Origin of the sequence: Vibrio sp. D431a (assembly GCF_030248655.1) — a bacterium.
GTDB classification, from domain to species: Bacteria; Pseudomonadota; Gammaproteobacteria; order Enterobacterales; family Vibrionaceae; genus Vibrio; species Vibrio alginolyticus.
Genome location: NZ_JAHGAP010000051.1, coordinates 21,582 through 40,084, shown reverse-complemented (window position 1 = coordinate 40,084; position 18,503 = coordinate 21,582). Strand labels below are relative to the sequence as shown.

Sequence of the window (18,503 nt, the reverse complement as noted above, 5' to 3'; positions counted from 1 at the left end):
GAAGTTCAATTACTCCGGCTTAAAAATTCCGATCATTTCCTGATCTGAGTGTTTATTTTTCTCTACAGATTGTGGTTTACGCTGCTCTGTAAACTCACACTCGACACACTCAACTAATTCGATGTTATTTTCAATCCACCAGCGCAGGGTATCTTGCTGGCTGCAATTTGGGCAGCTAGCGCCGGCAATAAAACGTTTCTTGATTTTCACGCTATTTCCTTAGCTTGAGTCTTGGCTCAAGTACTACTTCCAATGATTAGGTGACTGATGGTCGCTCTCCATTTCACGACCAAATATTTCTTCTAGCTCTTTGCGGGCCTCTTTCGCCCTTTGAGCTAATTTCTTATCTTCATTGTGTTGAGGCAATAAGTCCTTAAGCATAGCATTATCCAACTTGCGAAAATGTGCTTCTGCCCGCTTTGCTTGATAAGGATGCATACCCAGTTCTACGAGCGCTTGGCGACCGAGATCTAGCGCCCCTAAAAATGTTTCACGAGAGTAATTCTCTACACCATGACTCATTAACTGGTAAGCCTCGACACGGCTTCTTGCTCGAGCTAACAACTTAAGTTTCGGGAAGTGCACGCGACAAATGTCCACGATGGCCATCACCTCATCAGGTGAATCAGTACAAATAATCAATGCTTCCGCTTTATCAGCGCCAGCAGCCCTCAATAGGTCAATTTGTGTAGCATCGCCATAAAACACTTTGTAACCATACTTACGTAATAGGTGGATTTGGCTGGCATCACTTTCTAATACTGTCACTTTGATTTTATTGGCATACATTAAACGTCCGACGATCTGACCGAAACGTCCAAAGCCTGCAATGATAACGCGTGGTCGGCGATCCACGACTTTCGTGGTCATGCCCTCTTCTTCTTGATTCAGGGTATGAGCAAACCACTTCTTTTGTCCCATCAGCAAAAGAGGAGTCGTCACCATGGATAGACTGACCACCACCAACAGAAACGCCACTTGCTCTTTGGACAAAATGCCCTCTTGGCTCGCCGCGGTAAATATGACAAAGGCAAACTCACCGCCTTGGCTCAAAATTGCAGCCATACGGCTTCTCGCTTTGGCTCCGACACGGGCAGCTCTCGCCAATGCATACAAAACCAAACCCTTAACCACGACCAAAGCCACCACCGCACCGAGAATCTCTAAAGGATGTAATGCCAATAACCCCAAGTTTACCGCCATGCCCACCGCAATAAAGAATAACCCCAACAACAGACCTTTAAATGGCTCGATCGCGATTTCCAGCTCATGGCGATACTCACTCTCTGCCAGCAAAACGCCTGCTAAAAAAGTCCCCAATGCCATCGAAAGGCCGAGCTTTTGCATCACGACCGAAATGCCAAGCACGACTAAAAGTGCAGCAACGGTAAAGAGCTCACGAACACCACTCATCACGACAAAACGAAATAGCGGACGTAGTAAAAAGTGACCTCCAATCAACAGTGCTACCACACTGCCTAAAATAGTGAAGACATCCAACCAACTTCCACCACTATGCCCGCCTGCTAGCAAGGGCAACATCGCCAGCATCGGGATCACTGCAATATCTTGAAAGAGCAGCACCGCAAAACCAGATTGCCCCGTTTCGGTACCATTAAGCCCTTGCTCTTCAATGACTTTAAGCGCAATCGCCGTCGAGGACAGCGCCAACCCCATCCCGATCACTAAACTCACTTGCATGCTTACGCCAAACATACTGACGACACTACCAATCACGGCGGTCGTGACCACAACCTGCGCACCGCCTAAACCTAAAATCGGCCCTCGCATCTGCCACAATTTTTTAGGGTTTAATTCCAGCCCTATCAAAAACAGTAACAACACAACCCCAAGCTCGGCAAAATGCAAAATGGCATCAACGTCGCTAATTAAGCCAAGCCCCCATGGGCCAATCAACACACCAGCGAGTAAATAACCTAAAACCGAGCCAAGCCCAAGGCGCTGAGCAATCGGCACCGCAATAACCGCAGCCGAAAGAAAGACCACACTGCTTTGAAGAAACTCACTGGTGATCGCCATACTGACCTCCTCGATCTGCCGCTTGCCAGTTTTCAAGTGGGTTACTCAGCCATCCACGGTATAACTCGGCATGTTCGTAGCGTTCAATATCCGAAACATTTCTTGACCAATACAACACCAGAGGTTCAATCCAGTGCATTTGGCATAGGGCTGCCGTCAGTTCAAACGGTTGCAAGATTTGCTCAAGTGGGTATTTGTTGTACCCCTTCGCGCTGAAGGCTTCTTCTTTACCACCTGTTGTAATGACACTGCGCCAGTATTTTCCTTCTAGCGCCGCACCTCCGCCAAACGCAAAGCCTTTACCTAACACTCGGTCTAGCCACTCTTTTAATAGGGCAGGACATGAATACATATAAAGTGGGTGGTGAAATACGATCACATCGTGAGCGAGCAACAACTCATGTTCGTAATTCACATCAATAAAGAAATCGGGGTAAACACCGTAAAGATCGTGCACAGTGACGTGATCAAGCGACTGAGCTTTTTTTATCATCACTTGATTGGCAATCGAGTTATGTGGCTCTGGATGAGCATAAATGACCAGAACTTTTGGGAGAGTAGACGGTGCAACAGCCAAATGGTCGTCCTTGTGGTTATTTTTATCCGTTATCAAATTGTTATACTTTTTTGTACAGCATAATGCAATTAAAGCGAATCAATCGACTTTTCCGGTCAATACCCCTACTATTCACCGCTAGATATATACCCAAGTGGCTTTAAAAACGATTGAAACCACTTCGCTATGTAACCAAGCAACGCGCACTGCGCAAAGTGAATGAAAACTTTATGATTACCTTCTCTGATATTCAGTTACTGCGTGGCGGTAAACCTCTTTTAGACCAAGCTTCTGCGACTATTCACCCTGGCGATAAAGTCGGTCTTGTGGGCAAAAACGGCTGCGGTAAATCAACGCTGTTTGCCCTACTGAAAGATGAACTGTCAATTGATGCAGGCTCATTTAGCCAACCTCAACATTGGGAGTTGGCCTGGGTCGCACAGGAAACGCCTGCGCTAGAGCGCACTGCACTGGAATACGTCATTGATGGTGATCGCGAATACCGCGCTCTCGAAAAGCAGTTAGCTGAAGCAGAAACACAAGACAACGGAACCCTAGTTGCCGAGATACACGGTAAAATTGAAACCATTGGTGGTTACAGCATTCGCGCTCGCGCGGCAGAACTGCTCGATGGTTTAGGGTTCAGCCAAGAGCAAATGAGTTGGAGTTTGACCCAATTCTCGGGTGGTTGGCGTATGCGTCTTAACTTGGCTCAAGCGCTATTGTGTCGTTCTGATCTACTGCTACTCGACGAACCAACCAACCACTTGGATTTGGACGCGGTAATGTGGCTTGAACGTTGGCTACAAAACTACCCAGGCACGCTGATTCTGATCTCGCACGACCGTGACTTCTTGGATCCGATCGTTGGTCGCATCATTCACATCGAGAATCAGCAGCTGAACGAATACACGGGTAACTACTCGTCATTCGAAAACCAACGCGCACAAAAGATGGTGTTGCAACAAGCGATGTTTGAAAAGCAACAGAAGCAGATGTCGCACATGCAAAGCTACATCGACCGCTTCCGTTACAAAGCATCAAAAGCACGCCAAGCCCAAAGCCGTATCAAAGCTTTGGAGCGCATGGAAAAAGTACTGCCAGCTCAATTCGATAACCCATTTAGCTTTCAATTCCGTGAGCCAGCTGCGCTGCCAAACCCAATCATGATGATGGATGAAGTATCTGCAGGTTACGGTGACAACCTCATCTTAGAGAAGATCCGCTTGAACTTGGTTCCTGGCAGTCGTATTGGTCTACTCGGCCGTAATGGTGCGGGTAAATCGACCTTAATCAAGCTGCTCTCTGGTGAACTTAACGCGCAAGGTGGTGACCTAACTTACTCACAAGGCGTGAAAATTGGTTACTTCGCTCAGCACCAGTTAGAAACGCTTCACCCTGAAGAAACGCCGCTGCAACACATGATGCAAATCGCACCCGATCAAACCGAACAGCAGCTACGTGATTACCTAGGTAGCTTTGGCTTCCAAGGTGACAAAGCACTAGAAAAAGTTGCGCCGTTTTCTGGTGGCGAAAAAGCCCGTTTGGTATTGGCTTTAATTGTGTGGCAAAAGCCAAACCTGTTGCTACTTGATGAACCAACCAACCACTTGGATTTGGACATGCGTCAGGCATTGACGATGGCACTGCAAACGTTCGAAGGTGCAATGGTGATTGTTTCGCACGACCGTTACCTATTGCGTGCTACAACCGATGACTTGTATTTAGTGCATGATAGACAAGTTGCGCCGTTCGATGGTGACTTAAACGACTACTACAAGTGGTTAACCGAGCAACAAAGAGCGGAACGCAAAGAAGCGCAGGCTGCGCAGCCAAGCAAAGATACGGCCAACAGCGCAGCTGCGAAGAAAGAGCAAAAACGTCGCGATGCAGAGTTTCGAAAACAGACAGCGCCAATTCGCAAAACGCTGACACAACTAGAAAATAAAATGGATAAGTTAGGTGCTGCACTGGCCGAAGCTGAAGAACAATTGGCGGACAACTCACTGTATGCGGCCGAAAATAAAGCTAAACTTAACCAAGTGCTGGCACTTCAAGCTTCTAGTAAGGCTGAGCTCGAAGAAATTGAAATGGAATGGATGTCTGCTCAAGAAACATTGGAGCAGATGGAGCTAGAGTTTAATCAATGAGTAATCAACACGCTGAATACACACTCACCCTAGAACACCTTTGGCAGTTTAGTCTGCAATTTTATGGTGTGCGAGAAGTGAAAGAGGCGTGCTTATCATTGCAAAACAACTACCACGGTAACGTGAACCTACTCCTGCTGCTCAGATGGCTCGATGAGCAGCAACTCATTTTCCAAGAAAAAGACTGGCCCTTGGTGCAAGACTGTCTAGGTAGAAGCGAAACTTTACTTCACTCCTTTCGCGACCTTCGTCGCCACCTTAAGTCTCAAGTCAATGACGCTTTGTATCGTGAGACCTTGCAGTTTGAGCTGCAACTAGAAAAGCAGCAACAAGCGGATTTGGTGGACTGCATTAACTCACTTGCACTACTCAAAAATGATGGTGACCCACTGACGTTGAGATACTGTCGTCAACTCGGTGGGGAGCATTTGCAGCAAGCCTTTGCTATTCCGGTGCCAAACATTCAACCACCAAAACGCCCATAAATCTGTAGAATACCTATAATCTTTATAAAGGATTATATTAATAAGTTCTTCAACGGACACCGAAGGACCGCATAAGAGCAGTTAGGTATGACACAATTTTTCGCAGCCGCCGGGATCAAAAACCCGCATCTCCAAACGCTTTTGCCGCGTTTTATTCGCAAAAAAGCGTTATTTACGCCGATTTGGCAAACCCTCGATACATCCGATGGCGACTTTCTCGATCTCGCGTGGAGCGAGAACCCAACCCAAGAGCCTGCACAAAAAAAGCCGATTTTTGTTTTATTTCATGGATTAGAGGGGTGCTTCTATAGCCCTTATGCCAATGGGCTAATGAATGCATTTGCTCAATCTGGATGGCTGTCGGTGATGATGCATTTCCGCGGTTGTAGCGGTAAGCCAAACAAGAAAGCTCGCGCCTATCATTCTGGTGAAGTGACTGACGCCCGCCACTTCTTAGAGCACCTTGAGCAACGCTTTCCTGATAACCCCAAGGTTGCGGTTGGTATTTCTCTTGGCGGTAACATGTTGGCGAATTATTTAGCCCAATATAAAGACCACCCTATTTTGAATGCAGCGACTATTATCTCAGCGCCTTTAGACCTAGCGGCGTGTGCGAACCGTATAGAACAAGGCTTTTCAAAAGTGTATCGCCGTTATCTGCTTTCTTCACTGAAACGTAACGCGTTACAAAAGCATCATCTACTGCATGGCGAGCTGGCGCTGTCCTACAACTCAATCAAACGTGTCACACGGCTGTATGAATTCGATGATTTGATTACCGCACCATTGCATGGCTTTAAAGACGCACAAGATTATTACGACCAATGCTCTGGCTTAAGTAAACTACAGCAAATCACGCTACCCACACTGATCATCCATGCCAAAGACGATCCGTTCATGACCGATGATGTGATACCGAAGTTTGTTCTGCCAGATAATATTGATTACCGTCTCTTTGAGCACGGTGGCCATGTTGGCTTCCTGACAGGAACGGCGTTAAAACCTAAGTTTTGGTTGGAGGAAGCGCTGCCCGCGTATTACGAAAGTATCGCCGCAGATTACCTTTCTGCTGTATCCAAGCAACGAACGCAGTAAACTAGCCGCTCATCATAAAAGTTAGAGGTATTTATGATCATTCCATGGCAAGACATTGCGCCGGAAACATTGGAAAACTTAATTCGTGAATTCGTCTTACGCGAAGGAACGGATTACGGAACCGTCGAGGTTTCTTTGCATGACAAAATTGATCAAGTTAAAGCTCAATTGGAAAAAGGTGAAGCGGTTATCGTGTTCTCTGAGCTACACGAAACCGTCGATATTCAGCATAAAACAAAATTTTAGACCCTTCACATTTTACCGTATCCCACTCGATGACAAGGTATTGTTACGTGCTATAGTGGGATATCGACCGTGCAGTAGTAACTCTACTGCACATTACAGGTAAGTAATTTTCGACAAGGTTTGTCATGTCAGCTAAACACCCAATTATTGCGGTTACTGGTTCGTCCGGTGCCGGCACGACCACTACATCTGAAGCCTTCCGTAAAATGTTCAATATGATGAACGTTAAACCCGCATGGGTTGAAGGCGATAGCTTCCATCGCTTTACTCGCCCAGAAATGGACATCGAAATCCGCAAAGCCCGCGAGCAAGGTCGACACATTAGCTACTTTGGCCCACAAGCTAATGACTTCCCGGGATTAGAAGAGTTTTTCCGTAAGTTCGGGCATGACGGCACTGGCAGCGTGCGCCGTTATCTGCACACGTTTGACGAAGCGGTTCCCTACAATCAAATGCCAGGCACGTTTACACCGTGGCAAGACTTACCCGAAAACAGCGACGTTCTGTTTTATGAAGGGTTACATGGTGGCGTGGTCGATGGCGATGTTAATGTTGCTCAACATGTGGATTTCTTAATTGGCATGGTGCCGATTGTGAACTTAGAGTGGATACAAAAATTCGTACGCGACACTCGCGATCGCGGCCATTCGCGTGAAGCGGTAATGGACTCAATCGTGCGATCCATGGACGATTACCTCAACTATATCACTCCTCAGTTTTCTCGTACTCACATCAACTTCCAGCGCGTACCGACCGTTGATACTTCCAACCCACTTAATGCAAAAGGCATCCCTAGTTTGGATGAGAGTTTTGTGGTGATTCGCCTACGCGGTATCAAGAATGTCGACTTCCCATATCTGCTGGCCATGATTGATGGCTCATTCATGTCACGCCACAACACGATTGTCGTACCCGGCGGTAAGATGAGCTTTGCAATGGAGCTCATAGTTCGGCCTATCCTACAACAGCTCATCGAAACAGGGAAAATTGGCTAAAAACCTGCCAGCGAAGATGTTTACTTTTCATACCGTGATCATGTGCACAGTTTTGCTTACAAAATCTCAATCATGGCACGATTAAAATCAAGAAATCGTTTTCGAAAAAGGATACTATTTCTTACCGAAACACAAGAGAGCTTGCAGCATATAAAAAGTGCTCTTATTCTAGTAGGCCTAATTCAGGCTTAGCTAAAATATGGATAGCGCAAGCGTACCCTGCAGAGGAAGTGAGATATTATGGTTCTAGGTAAACCTCAAACCGACCCAACATTAGAGTGGTTTCTTTCACACTGTCATATTCATAAGTACCCTTCAAAGAGCACGCTAATTCACGCGGGCGAAAAGGCAGAAACTTTGTACTACATCGTTAAAGGTTCTGTTGCGGTTCTTATCAAAGACGAAGAAGGTAAGGAGATGATCCTTTCTTACCTAAACCAAGGAGACTTTATTGGTGAACTTGGTCTATTCGAGGAAGACCAAGAGCGCACAGCTTGGGTTCGTGCTAAATCTCCTTGTGAAGTTGCTGAAATTTCTTTCAAGAAGTTCCGTCAGCTTATCCAAGTAAACCCAGACATCCTAATGCGTCTTTCTGCGCAGATGGCTCGTCGTCTTCAAGTAACTAGCCAAAAAGTGGGTGACCTGGCGTTCCTAGACGTAACTGGTCGTATCGCTCAGACGCTTCTGAACCTTGCAAAACAACCAGACGCAATGACTCACCCAGACGGCATGCAAATCAAGATCACTCGTCAAGAAATCGGTCAAATTGTTGGCTGTTCTCGTGAGACAGTAGGTCGTATCTTGAAGATGCTAGAAGAGCAGAACCTAATCTCTGCTCACGGTAAAACCATCGTGGTTTACGGTACTCGTTAATCTCGAACTAGAGTGACACGAACAAAATTATAAAAGCCACCAATGGCAACATTGGTGGCTTTTTATTTACTCATGACCAAATGAGATAGGGTGCAGCGAACACTAATGAGTAAGCTTAACAGGTTAACCCTAAAACTTAGCCATTCGTACTTTCAAAGATTTTGTCAGCTGAAGCGGCCACGAAACCTGGGTACAAATCACCATTTTCCATCGGATAGCGCTTAGCAAATTCATAAAACCCGCCAGGGATAATTTCAGTGCCTTCGCTAAAACGAACCGCTACTTTATCTGCCATGGTCGATGACTGCTCTAGCAACACCTCAGGAGTGCCCTTCACTTCACCACCATTTTCATTAATGGTAAACCCAGCGGTACGCAGATGATCGTTTACCTGCTTCACTTCTTCATATTCATTGAGCTGGTTAACGCTCACCGTGAAGTGGTTTGCTCCGTAACCATGCGCCGCAAGCCAAGATGCGTACTCACTTTCTTTAGCCAACGTTTGGTAATCAGCAAAGCTTAAATCCCACAAGCGTCCACCATGTAAGAATGCGCTATCGTTCAGCTTGTCAGCATCGACTTGTGCCACCAAATTTTTCACAATCTCTTGTAGCTCAGACGAGCACTCTTCAACTTTTAGCTCACTAATAAAGACTTTAGGTTGCTTCGGATCTGGGTGCTCATAGTGCTTAGCAACCAGCTTTTTGCTTTCGAAAACGTAATCACCACACGCCTTGTAACCAATAGCTACAAATGGCTTAGCTAGAGTTTCAATACCAAGAGGCGCGATATTGAAGGTACGTAAAGCTATATGATCATTAATCAGAGGCTCATCTTCTTGAAGCAGCTGATGCACTTTAGCAGCCGAAGGGCAAAGACGTTGAATGTAATCTTGCCATAGCGATTCAAATAACACATCGGGCGTCATAACGACTCCTTGTTACGAGATGTAGAGTTTAAAGGTAAGCGGAAGTTGGCTGCCCGTTCACAACAAAAGTTGTCCAGAATAATGAACGAGCAACCATCAACCTGTGACGGTAAATGCCAGTCAGTCAACACGCTTTTCCGAGTCTTTGCTCACTTTTCGTGTTCTGCCAACGATCACTACAACCCATACCTAAATGATGCGCCGGCAAGGTGAGCCGCAATGCATAGTTGCGACTCTATTATTAAAACTTATAGCGCTACACCTGGACTCAATGTTGCAGGCAAGACAGTTTCTTGACCTTCCATTGATGCCATTGGGTACGCACAGTAATCTGCTGCGTAGTAAGCGCTTGGGCGCAAGTTACCCGACGCCCCCGGGCCACCAAATGGCGCATCACCGCTTGCACCAGTGAGCTGGCGGTTACGGTTCACGATGCCAGCACGAATGTGGTCAACGAAGTATTCCCATTCTTGGTCGTCGGTTGAGACCAAACCAGCAGATAAGCCAAAGCGCGTATCGTTTGCTAGCGCCACGGCTTTGTCTAACCCTTCGTAACGCACCACTTGCAGAAGTGGGCCGAAGTATTCTTCATCTGGTAACTCAGCAATGTTCGTTACATCAATGATGCCAGGAGAAACAAACGCCGCCTCTCCTGCTTTCGCTTCAATCAAGCTTTCACCGCCAAGAGACTGTAGATTAGCTTGTGCATCAAGAATAAACTTGGCTGCCGCGACCGAAATTTGCGGTCCCATAAATGGCGCAGGTTCTGCAAATGGTTGGTCTACGCGAATATTGCGTGTCGCTTCAACGAGCTTGGTGATAAGCGCATCGCCTTTTTCACCCAATGGCACATACAAACGACGAGCACACGTACAACGCTGCCCAGCACTGATAAACGCTGACTGAATGATGGTATAAACCGTGGCATCCAAATCACCATATTTATCAGAGATCACCATCGGGTTATTACCACCCATTTCTAGTGCGAGCATCTTGCCCGGTTGACCCGCAAATTGACGGTGTAATACATGCCCCGTATTCGCGCTACCCGTAAACAGTACGCCATCAATGCCTTTTGCGTCAGCGAGGGCGATACCAGTTTCTTTCGCGCCTTGAACAAGGTTAATCACGCCTTTCGGCAGACCGGCATCTTCCCATAGCTTCATTGCCAATTCACCCGTCCATGGCGTTTGCTCAGACGGTTTGAAGACTACCGTGTTACCAGCCAGTAGCGCAGGCACAATGTGACCATTTGGTAGGTGGCCTGGGAAGTTGTAAGGACCAAACACCGCCATAACGCCCAATGGGCGGTGGCGCAATACGATTTGGTTGCCTGCTGCTTCACGGCTCGCCTCACCAGTGCGGTCATGATAAGCGCGAATCGAAATGGCAATTTTACCTGCCATGGCTGCTGCTTCAGTGCGCGTTTCCCAAATCGGCTTACCGGTTTCTTTGGCAATCACTTCGGCGATTTTTTCGCTGTTCTCTTTTACTTTCTCCGCAAAAGCCAACACGATTGCCTCACGCTCTGAAAATGAACGCTTTTTCCAGTCAATAAACGCTTCACGCGCTGCAGATACCGCTTGGTTCACCTGCTCTGCCGTTGCACCTTTGCCTTGCCAGATCACTTCTTGGTTGTACGGCGACAGAGACGTAAATGCTTCACCCTGACCTTGTACCCATTCACCTGCAATCCAATGTGTCATTGTTTCTATCCTTAAATTCTGTCGTCTGTTACTGCGGAAGAAGGCGAACGAAATCCCCTTCTTCAACCGAAAGTGCATCCGCAACGTCTGGTGCGATCATTACGCTCTGTGTCTCTGCGTCATACGCCGCCTTAGTGACTGTCGCACGGAAGTTCTCGAAAGATGAATTACACATCAAGAAGTCTTGTGTGCTGGAATGTTCAGAGATTTTGACTTGCGCGCGGAATGAATGACGTACCGACTCAATATTACGCAGATCACACTCAACCGTTGGGCCACCATCGAAGATGTCGACGTAGCCTCGGTTGGTAAAACCTTCACGCTCAAGCAGCTTCAGCGCTGGACGCGTGTTGTCATGTACTTGACCAATCACGGCTTGCGCTTCTGGGCTGAGCAGGTTGATGTAAATAGGCAGTTTCGGCATCAAGTCGGCGATAAAGCCTTTCTTGCCGATACCTGTCAGGTAATCTGCAAGCGTGAAATCGATAGAGAAGAAATGCTCTTGAAGCCATTGCCAGAATGGTGAATTACCCTCGTCGTCTGAAACGCCACGCATCTCCGCAAAGATCGTTTCAGAGAAGCGCTCTGGGTGCTCTGCCATCATTAGGAAACGACACTTCGACATTAGACGACCATTCAGACCTTGGCGGAATTTCTCACGCAAGAACAAGGTACAAATTTCGCTGTTACCCGTGTAGTTATTACCAAAAGTAAGCAGTTTAACGACGTTGTTAACGCCAAGCTTTGGCGACGAGTGCACGACTTTACTAATGTGATATGAGTAAAATGGGACATCCCAGCCGATAGATGCTTCGATTCCGGTGGTACCCGCAACCTCACCCGTTTCAGAGTCAAAGCCAACCATCAGGTAGCCTTCATCGCCTGGTTCTGCCACATCTGGCTTACCAAAGCTGTACTCTGAATGTTTGATTCGATTGGTTAACAGTTCTTCGTTAACCGGTAGAGATGTAAATCCGTGACCAGACTCCACCGCACAAGTGTGCAGTGCGTCGTAATCCGACATCGCGATAGGGCGAACTACTAGCATCAATACTCCCTCCAGATGCAAGAAGATCCTAACTATATTGTAGGAACAATTCCCCCATCAGAGATCCTTGACGGGGGTGTCTGCGTTGACGTTTAAACTGATATCGCGCTTAAACTAAAGTCGCGATCGCTTTATCCAGTTTCGCCAAGCCTTCTTCAATTTCTTGTTGTGTGATAACGAGTGATGGTGTGAAACGTACGACATTGGCACCCGCAACCAATACCATGAGACCTTGTTTACCTGCAGCAACCAGCACGTCACGCGCACGGCCTTGCCATTCTTCATTTAGTGCAGCGCCAAGTAATAGGCCTTGACCGCGCACTTCTGAGAAGATGTTGTACTTCGCGTTGATCTTCTCTAGACCTTCACGGAACATTGCTTCGCGTTCTAGCACACCAGCCAACACCTCTGGCTTGGTAACTTCATTTACAACCGCTTCTGCAACCGCACACGCTAGTGGGTTACCGCCATATGTAGAACCGTGAGTGCCCACTTTCATGTGCTCTGCCAATTTTGCTGTCGTTAGCATTGCACCGATTGGGAAACCGCCACCAAGTGATTTCGCAGTACTTAGAATATCTGGCGTGATACCTAAACCTTGGTAAGCGTAGAAGTTACCTGTACGGCCATTACCAGTTTGCACTTCATCGAAGATCAGTAAGGCGTTGTGTTTGTCACACAGCTCGCGAACCGCTTGAGCGAACTCAGGCGTTGGTGGCACGATGCCGCCTTCACCTTGTAGTGGCTCCATCATGACCGCACAAGTACGATCAGACATGTGTGCTTGTAAAGCTTCGATATCGTTGTAAGGAAGGTGTGTCACGTCGCCTGGCTTAGGACCGAAGCCGTCAGAGTATGCCGCTTGGCCACCAACCGTTACGGTAAAGAATGTACGACCGTGGAAACCTTGTTTGAATGCAATGATTTCAGATTTCTCAGTGCCATGAACGTCTGCTGCATAACGACGTGCCAGCTTCAAAGCGGCTTCGTTTGCTTCTGCGCCAGAGTTAGCAAAGAACACTCGCTCAGCAAAACTCACTTCTGTTAGCTTTTTCGCCAGACGAAGGGCTGGTTCGTTCGTCATAACGTTACTTAAGTGCCAAAGCTTGTTAGCTTGCTCTGTTAGCGCGTTTACCATTACTGGATGACAATGGCCAAGACAGCTCACTGCAATACCACCAGCAAAGTCGATGTATTCATTACCTTCCTGATCCCAAACACGTGAACCTTCACCTTTAACAGGGATCATTTCCATCGGGTTATAGCAAGGTACCATTACCTCATCGAATAAACCGCGCTCTACTTTAATTTCCGTTGTCATTGCACATTCCTTCTTGATACCGCATGCGTAGCAGATAAGCGAATTTAACCGGCTCTCTTTGCCAGCAAATAATGTTTTGCATTTAAGCTATTGCGGCATTGTATTTACATTTAATTAACCATTTCAATAGTGATTTATTCTTTTCGTTCTCGAAAGCAACTTCCATTAATCACTGCTTATGACTATTTATGCATCAAGAAAGTAAAATAGAGAAGTGATTTTTTATAAATGTTATGTAATACAGGGGATAGAAGGTTTAAAAAGACATGAATAGACAAAGAGACTCGAGAGAATCGCATAGTTTTGCAATCCGCTCACCTCAGCAAAAAGATGAATGATTTGTTAAGAAAAGTGATCGCGATCAGATCGCTTTGCGTGCTAAAAAGTTCGCAAGCAACTCGTGACCTTGCTCAGTTTTGATTGATTCTGGGTGGAACTGCACCGCATCAATTGGCAAGGTTTTATGTTGGTAACCCATTATTTCATCCATGCTTCCGTCAGGCAGTTCTGTCCATGCGGTCAGTTCAAACACGTCGGGTAAAGTACCGTTTTTCACCACAAGAGAGTGATAACGGGTTACCGTGAGTGGGTTATTCAGATTTTTAAACACACTACGACCGTTGTGATGAATCGGCGAGGTCTTACCGTGCATCACTTGTCGTGCACGTACCACTTCGCCCCCAAACACTTGCGCTATCGCTTGATGGCCAAGGCAAACACCCAATATTGGAAGCTTACCAGCGAAGTGTTCTATCGCTTTCAGTGAAATACCTGCTTCGTTCGGCGTACATGGCCCTGGCGAGATCACCAAATGAGTTGGGTTGAGCGCCTCAATGCCTTGGATATCGATTTCATCGTTACGCACCACCTTTACGTCTGCACCAAGCTCGCAGAAGTATTGGTAAAGGTTGTAGGTAAAAGAGTCGTAGTTATCGATGATCAACAACATAAAGGGTCGGTTGCTCCAATCCGTTTTGGCAATGCTTACGTAGTGAATCGCCACGTTCGTGACAATCAAGGGCGGTATTTTGCTATACCAAGCAAGAAAGGCAAGTTTTTGCTGAATAAAAAGGCCAGCATAGGCTGGCCTTTGGTCTTTACAGCTATTTAGGAAAGGTTTATCAGGAAATAAATTCGCTTAGCGGCGACGGCGGAATAAGCCGAGACCTAGCAGCGCAAATAGCGCTCCAAAACCAAACGAACCACCATCTGAATCCTTCGACACTTCTGTTCCAGCTTCAGTTTGCGTCATTGAAACATCACGAACAGAGCTAAACTTCACGATATTACCTGTCGAGTCAGTCACTTTCTCTTCTAACTGATAATTACCTTGCTCTGGCGTTTGTTCAAACTCAATATTCACGCTACGCGCATCAATATCAGCTTGAACTAAAGTTTGGCTAGCCGAGTAAGCTTTCGTATCGCTGCTTGCCGCAGCCGCTTGTGTGGATGGCGTTAAGTTCACCGTAACAATATCGCCCACAACCGCCGTTGGTGGTAAACGGACATCGACTGCTAAGTTGTCACCTGCTTTCGGTAAATCGATGTCATCATCTGGTAAATCAATCGCGATGATCACTGGATCGTGGTCAGAAGCAGAGAACGCATCTTTGTACTTCGGCATATCACCTGTGTACTTGCTGCTGTATTCGAACAAGTTACTCTCTAGTGAGTTGATGTGCCAATCTTCAATTGCTACCACTTTTTGCGCTAGGCTGCTGCTTGCCAATGCGTGGTCCAAATTACCCAGCTCGCCCGAATAGGTGTAAGAAAACGTATCAGTGCCGTGCAGCAACGTGTTTAAGTTGTGCAGACCGTAACCTTTTTCAATTTTGGTCTTCTCTACTTGAAGTTCACCATCACCAATGGTTGTGTAAGCAGCAGTATAAATGTCACGGCCGTATTTCTCTTTCGAGTAATCAGTCAGTGTCAGAAGTGGGTCTTCCATGCCATAAGCATTGAGGTCGCCCATGAGCAATACATCGCCTTTCACCTCTTTCAACGCTTCACCCACTGCGTGCGCAGCAGAAACGCGGAAGTTGTTACAGTTGCCTTGCAGATCCGCTGGCTCAGAATCTTCTACACCGGCAATCCACTCTTCAATACACTCAGAGCCTTTCGACTTAAAGTGGTTTACGACAATAGACAAATCTTCATCCGTCTCTTTCACCGTAAAGGTCTGAAGTAGACTGTGGCGTTGGTACTTATCGTAAGCAGGGTTACTTTCTGTGCCCTCTTTACGAGTAATTGTGTTTTCTGCAATGTGCTGCTCTGGCGTGATGATCACTTTTGCAGCGTCTTTTGGCGTTACTGCGTTAGCACGATATAAAATCGCCACCATGATCGCATCACTGCCAAAGTATTCGTCTTGGTATTTGTCTTGCTCTTCGATTTCGACATACGTGTAATGATCTTCAGCGTCATCAATCTCAGCATTTAGGGCATCAACTAAGTTTTGGATAGCACTGCCATCACCAAAGCCGTTGTTTTCCACTTCCATCAAACCAATGATGTCAGCGTCCATCTTGTTCATCGCCGCAACGATTTTCGCTTGTTGGATCAGGAACTCATCTAGGTTAGTCGCACCACGGTTTTGTCCGGTTGGGTTTTCATGGCCACTGTCAGCCACGGAGTTGAAGTAGTTCAGTACGTTGAAGCTTGCAATACGCAAATCTGAGTCCGCAATCGCTGGGGCATCTTTACGAGCCACATCGAAGCCTTCACCTGAAGTCACAAAGTTGGTGTTATCGACTTCATTGGTCGCAATCAGGCGGTATTCGTTGTAGCTGTAAGCCACGACACCCTGAAGACCTTCTACTCGAGAACCAAGGCGAATGTGCTGCTCTGAAGAGCCATCTTGGTCTGCATCTTTAGCAAAATCTGGGTAGTATGGGATTTGGCCGTTTGGTGCTTTGCCATCTGATTCTAGGTATACGCGGTTTGCTGCGTTGTCTTTTGCTAGCTCAACGGCTGCATCGCTCTCTGCCGCGTGTAATTGAGTCGGCTTTAACAATGGCGCTTCATGAGAGAGCATCATATTGTTACGACGTGAATCGTAGTCGTAAGAGAAGTTGCGAGTTACAAACAAGTCACTTGCCGAGGTTAACTCAACTTGCATCCCTTCATGACGCTCTAGCGCATCACGTAGTGTCTCACCTTCTTTGATAACAAGATCGGTAACTCGAGGGGTTTCAGAGGTGCCTGTTTTCACATAGCTGTTAGCATCAGAAGCAAGCTGAGTATTGCTGTAATACTCTTGAACTTTACCTTTCACACAAACAACATCACCAGCTTTCAGCGCCGTGTCCGCCGCGTCGGTATGAATGAACAAGCCTTCTGAGGTCTTGTCGTTGTTGTCGCTTTCCAATGCTTGTAGGTAGAAACCTTTGGTTAAGCCTGTAGTAACAGCAGTCACGACACCCGTTACGAAGTGATCTTCGCCGGTAATGTATGGGTAACCATCAATGAATGGAGATGTGTCGCCTTCACCTTGAATATCTTGAATGGTAGTGAATTTAGGTTGCTGACCGTCTACTTCACAGGCGAATGGGGCTGGTGGCTCAGTCGCATTCAGCTCACCAAGGCCGTCAATGTTGTCTTTCTCAAATGCCGTCCACTGAGATGCATCATAAGTAGCAGAAGGGGTTAGTGCATCACTGTTACGAACTAATGTGGTGTCTTTACCAAAATCTACGTCACCCATCACACCGATGATGTCGTGCACTTCACCATCTTTAAGCAGTGCGATCGGGTCGTCACCGTTAAAGTTCGCAACGCTTTTATCTGTGATATCCGAGACAGCTTTGATGGTATCGCTCGCGTCACCATGCGCCAGTACATACACTTGGTTAGCTTGTAGCGTCACTTGGCTAAGGTCGAATGTGCTACCCCAAGTACCACCACCGTTTGATGATTTCGCCAACTCGTAGCCAGTGAGTGTCACCGCAGTATCACCCGTATTAGCGATCTCTACCGCTTTATTATAAGCGCCGCCTTCTACGTATTGGGAAATAATAATCTCTGCGTTCGCGTTTGCACTAAGTGCACTGGCGATGGTTAATGCGAGTATTGAGGGTTTGATTAACGTGTCCATTGTCATACCTGATATTTATGTAAATGCAAACTTAGCTCTGGTTAGAGCCTGCCATTTGCGTCTACTATCAGGTTTATTTATGAAATAAATAAGAATGAGTAATTAAAGCCGTGAAATGAATCACATGTGAATATAAGAAAATATGCCAGAGCATCCCATTCAAACATTTTTTGTAATAAATACAGAGCGCTATTGATAAACAAGTCAGAATTTAGATTGATTACTCAGTTTACTTTTTCACTTCATGTTAAGGAGTAGAAAATACATCACTTGTTGAGTGGCTTATTAACCCAACCGTTCCGTTACAAATAAAAAATATAATTAGTCACTAATTTAGAATGCTTTAATTTTCACTTGTATCACTGTTCAAGCCCAAGAATCTATTACTCGCTTCGTTCTCTCTTATACAGGCCCCTCATACTTCAAAGTTTTCATGATTTATTCAATAACTTTTCATTACTCACTAGCCAAAAACATACACAAAAGATATAACACCTGCGCGAGACAATAAGATCTCATTAGCTGTAAACCCAGGAACGACAAATGAAAAAAATTCAACGCAGTGTGCTAGCTATCTCCCTACTTGGCTTGATAGCGGGGTGTCAGTTGACCGCCAGTGAGCCACTTCAACCTACGGCGAATCAAGACATCATCGAATCAGCCAAAAATGAACTGGATGGTATTGAAGAGCTAGAAGTCAGTGACGAGGGTGTTATTACCTTTACTCAGCGTCTAAGAACGCCAGGAACCTACTGGATTCCAGCGAGAATTAAAGAACTCAGCTACGATATATCATGCGTACAGCTTAGTTACTTCATTGATAGAGGCATGGTTGTGAAGTCTGCCTTTCTAGGGGCTCGAGGACGTGTTGAATATTACGACATGGAACGCTGTATGAAAGACACACCATTTCAGTAATACAGGCATAAAAAAAGCTCCACCAAAGTGGAGCTTTTTCGTATTCGTT

Annotated in this window: 16 protein-coding genes; 7 read left to right on the top strand and 9 right to left on the bottom strand. The window is 46.4% G+C overall.

Annotated elements, in window-relative coordinates; genetic code table 11:
- Positions 1–9: 9 nt before the first annotated feature.
- From KJB35_RS26555 to kefG, 3 genes are read right to left on the bottom strand one after another with little or no spacing between them, the layout of a single operon-like run.
- A complete protein-coding gene (locus KJB35_RS26555) occupies positions 10–210 on the bottom strand; it encodes a YheV family putative zinc ribbon protein (RefSeq protein ID WP_005381449.1) in 201 nt (66 codons plus the stop codon).
- Positions 211–243: 33 nt separating this feature from the next.
- Positions 244–2,040: a glutathione-regulated potassium-efflux system protein KefB gene (gene kefB, locus KJB35_RS26550; protein ID WP_017633740.1), complete on the bottom strand. Its 1,797-nt coding sequence runs from the start codon at positions 2,038–2,040 to the stop codon at positions 244–246.
- A complete protein-coding gene (gene kefG, locus KJB35_RS26545) occupies positions 2,024–2,617 on the bottom strand; it encodes a glutathione-regulated potassium-efflux system ancillary protein KefG (RefSeq protein WP_213963179.1) in 594 nt (197 codons plus the stop codon). The genes kefB and kefG overlap by 17 nt, the downstream gene beginning before the upstream one ends.
- A gap of 209 nt (positions 2,618–2,826) precedes the next feature.
- Here kefG and KJB35_RS26540 point away from each other — a divergent pair, with 209 nt between their 5' ends.
- The 6 genes from KJB35_RS26540 to crp all read left to right on the top strand — a co-directional run bounded on the left by KJB35_RS26540 (position 2,827) and on the right by crp (position 8,440).
- Positions 2,827–4,746: an ABC transporter ATP-binding protein gene (locus KJB35_RS26540; RefSeq protein WP_042523641.1), complete on the top strand. Its 1,920-nt coding sequence runs from the start codon at positions 2,827–2,829 to the stop codon at positions 4,744–4,746.
- The gene (locus KJB35_RS26535) at positions 4,743–5,231 is read left to right on the top strand and encodes a TIGR02444 family protein (protein WP_033907158.1); all 489 of its coding nucleotides are present in this window, start codon (positions 4,743–4,745) and stop codon (positions 5,229–5,231) included. The genes KJB35_RS26540 and KJB35_RS26535 overlap by 4 nt, the downstream gene beginning before the upstream one ends.
- 87 nt (positions 5,232–5,318) lie before the next feature.
- Positions 5,319–6,326 (top strand): hydrolase, encoded by a 1,008-nt coding sequence (locus KJB35_RS26530; protein ID WP_086047073.1) that lies wholly within the window; start codon positions 5,319–5,321, stop codon positions 6,324–6,326.
- 33 nt (positions 6,327–6,359) lie between these two features.
- Positions 6,360–6,572 carry a YheU family protein gene (locus KJB35_RS26525; protein WP_005381436.1) on the top strand — a complete coding sequence of 71 codons (213 nt, stop codon included), beginning with the start codon at positions 6,360–6,362 and terminating at the stop codon, positions 6,570–6,572.
- A gap of 125 nt (positions 6,573–6,697) precedes the next feature.
- Positions 6,698–7,567 carry a phosphoribulokinase gene (locus KJB35_RS26520; RefSeq protein ID WP_005381434.1) on the top strand — a complete coding sequence of 290 codons (870 nt, stop codon included), beginning with the start codon at positions 6,698–6,700 and terminating at the stop codon, positions 7,565–7,567.
- Between the two features lie 240 nt (positions 7,568–7,807).
- Positions 7,808–8,440, top strand: coding sequence for a cAMP-activated global transcriptional regulator CRP (crp, locus tag KJB35_RS26515; RefSeq protein WP_005381432.1), 633 nt, complete (start codon positions 7,808–7,810; stop codon positions 8,438–8,440).
- A gap of 136 nt (positions 8,441–8,576) precedes the next feature.
- Here crp and KJB35_RS26510 read toward each other — a convergent pair whose 3' ends face one another.
- The 6 genes from KJB35_RS26510 to KJB35_RS26485 form a co-directional block, all read right to left on the bottom strand.
- On the bottom strand, positions 8,577–9,368 hold the full coding sequence (locus KJB35_RS26510) for a DUF1338 domain-containing protein (protein WP_005381426.1): 792 nt from the start codon (positions 9,366–9,368) through the stop codon (positions 8,577–8,579).
- 248 nt (positions 9,369–9,616) lie between these two features.
- Positions 9,617–11,074, bottom strand: coding sequence for a succinylglutamate-semialdehyde dehydrogenase (gene astD, locus KJB35_RS26505; RefSeq protein WP_053303044.1), 1,458 nt, complete (start codon positions 11,072–11,074; stop codon positions 9,617–9,619).
- 28 nt (positions 11,075–11,102) lie between these two features.
- Entirely contained in the window at positions 11,103–12,122 is a 1,020-nt protein-coding gene (gene astA, locus KJB35_RS26500) for an arginine N-succinyltransferase (RefSeq protein WP_005381422.1), read from the bottom strand.
- A gap of 109 nt (positions 12,123–12,231) precedes the next feature.
- Positions 12,232–13,443, bottom strand: a complete 1,212-nt coding sequence (locus tag KJB35_RS26495) for an aspartate aminotransferase family protein (RefSeq protein WP_005381420.1) — start codon at positions 13,441–13,443, stop codon at positions 12,232–12,234.
- A 361-nt stretch (positions 13,444–13,804) separates the two neighbouring features.
- Positions 13,805–14,392 (bottom strand): aminodeoxychorismate/anthranilate synthase component II, encoded by a 588-nt coding sequence (locus tag KJB35_RS26490; RefSeq protein WP_017821744.1) that lies wholly within the window; start codon positions 14,390–14,392, stop codon positions 13,805–13,807.
- A 189-nt stretch (positions 14,393–14,581) separates the two neighbouring features.
- Complete coding sequence (locus KJB35_RS26485; protein WP_176311187.1) at positions 14,582–17,536, bottom strand: ExeM/NucH family extracellular endonuclease; 2,955 nt, start codon at positions 17,534–17,536, stop codon at positions 14,582–14,584.
- Positions 17,537–18,079: 543 nt separating this feature from the next.
- On the opposite strand from KJB35_RS26485, the gene KJB35_RS26480 reads away from it, so the two are divergent.
- Positions 18,080–18,454: a hypothetical protein gene (locus KJB35_RS26480; RefSeq protein WP_172563468.1), complete on the top strand. Its 375-nt coding sequence runs from the start codon at positions 18,080–18,082 to the stop codon at positions 18,452–18,454.
- Positions 18,455–18,503: the final 49 nt, after the last annotated feature.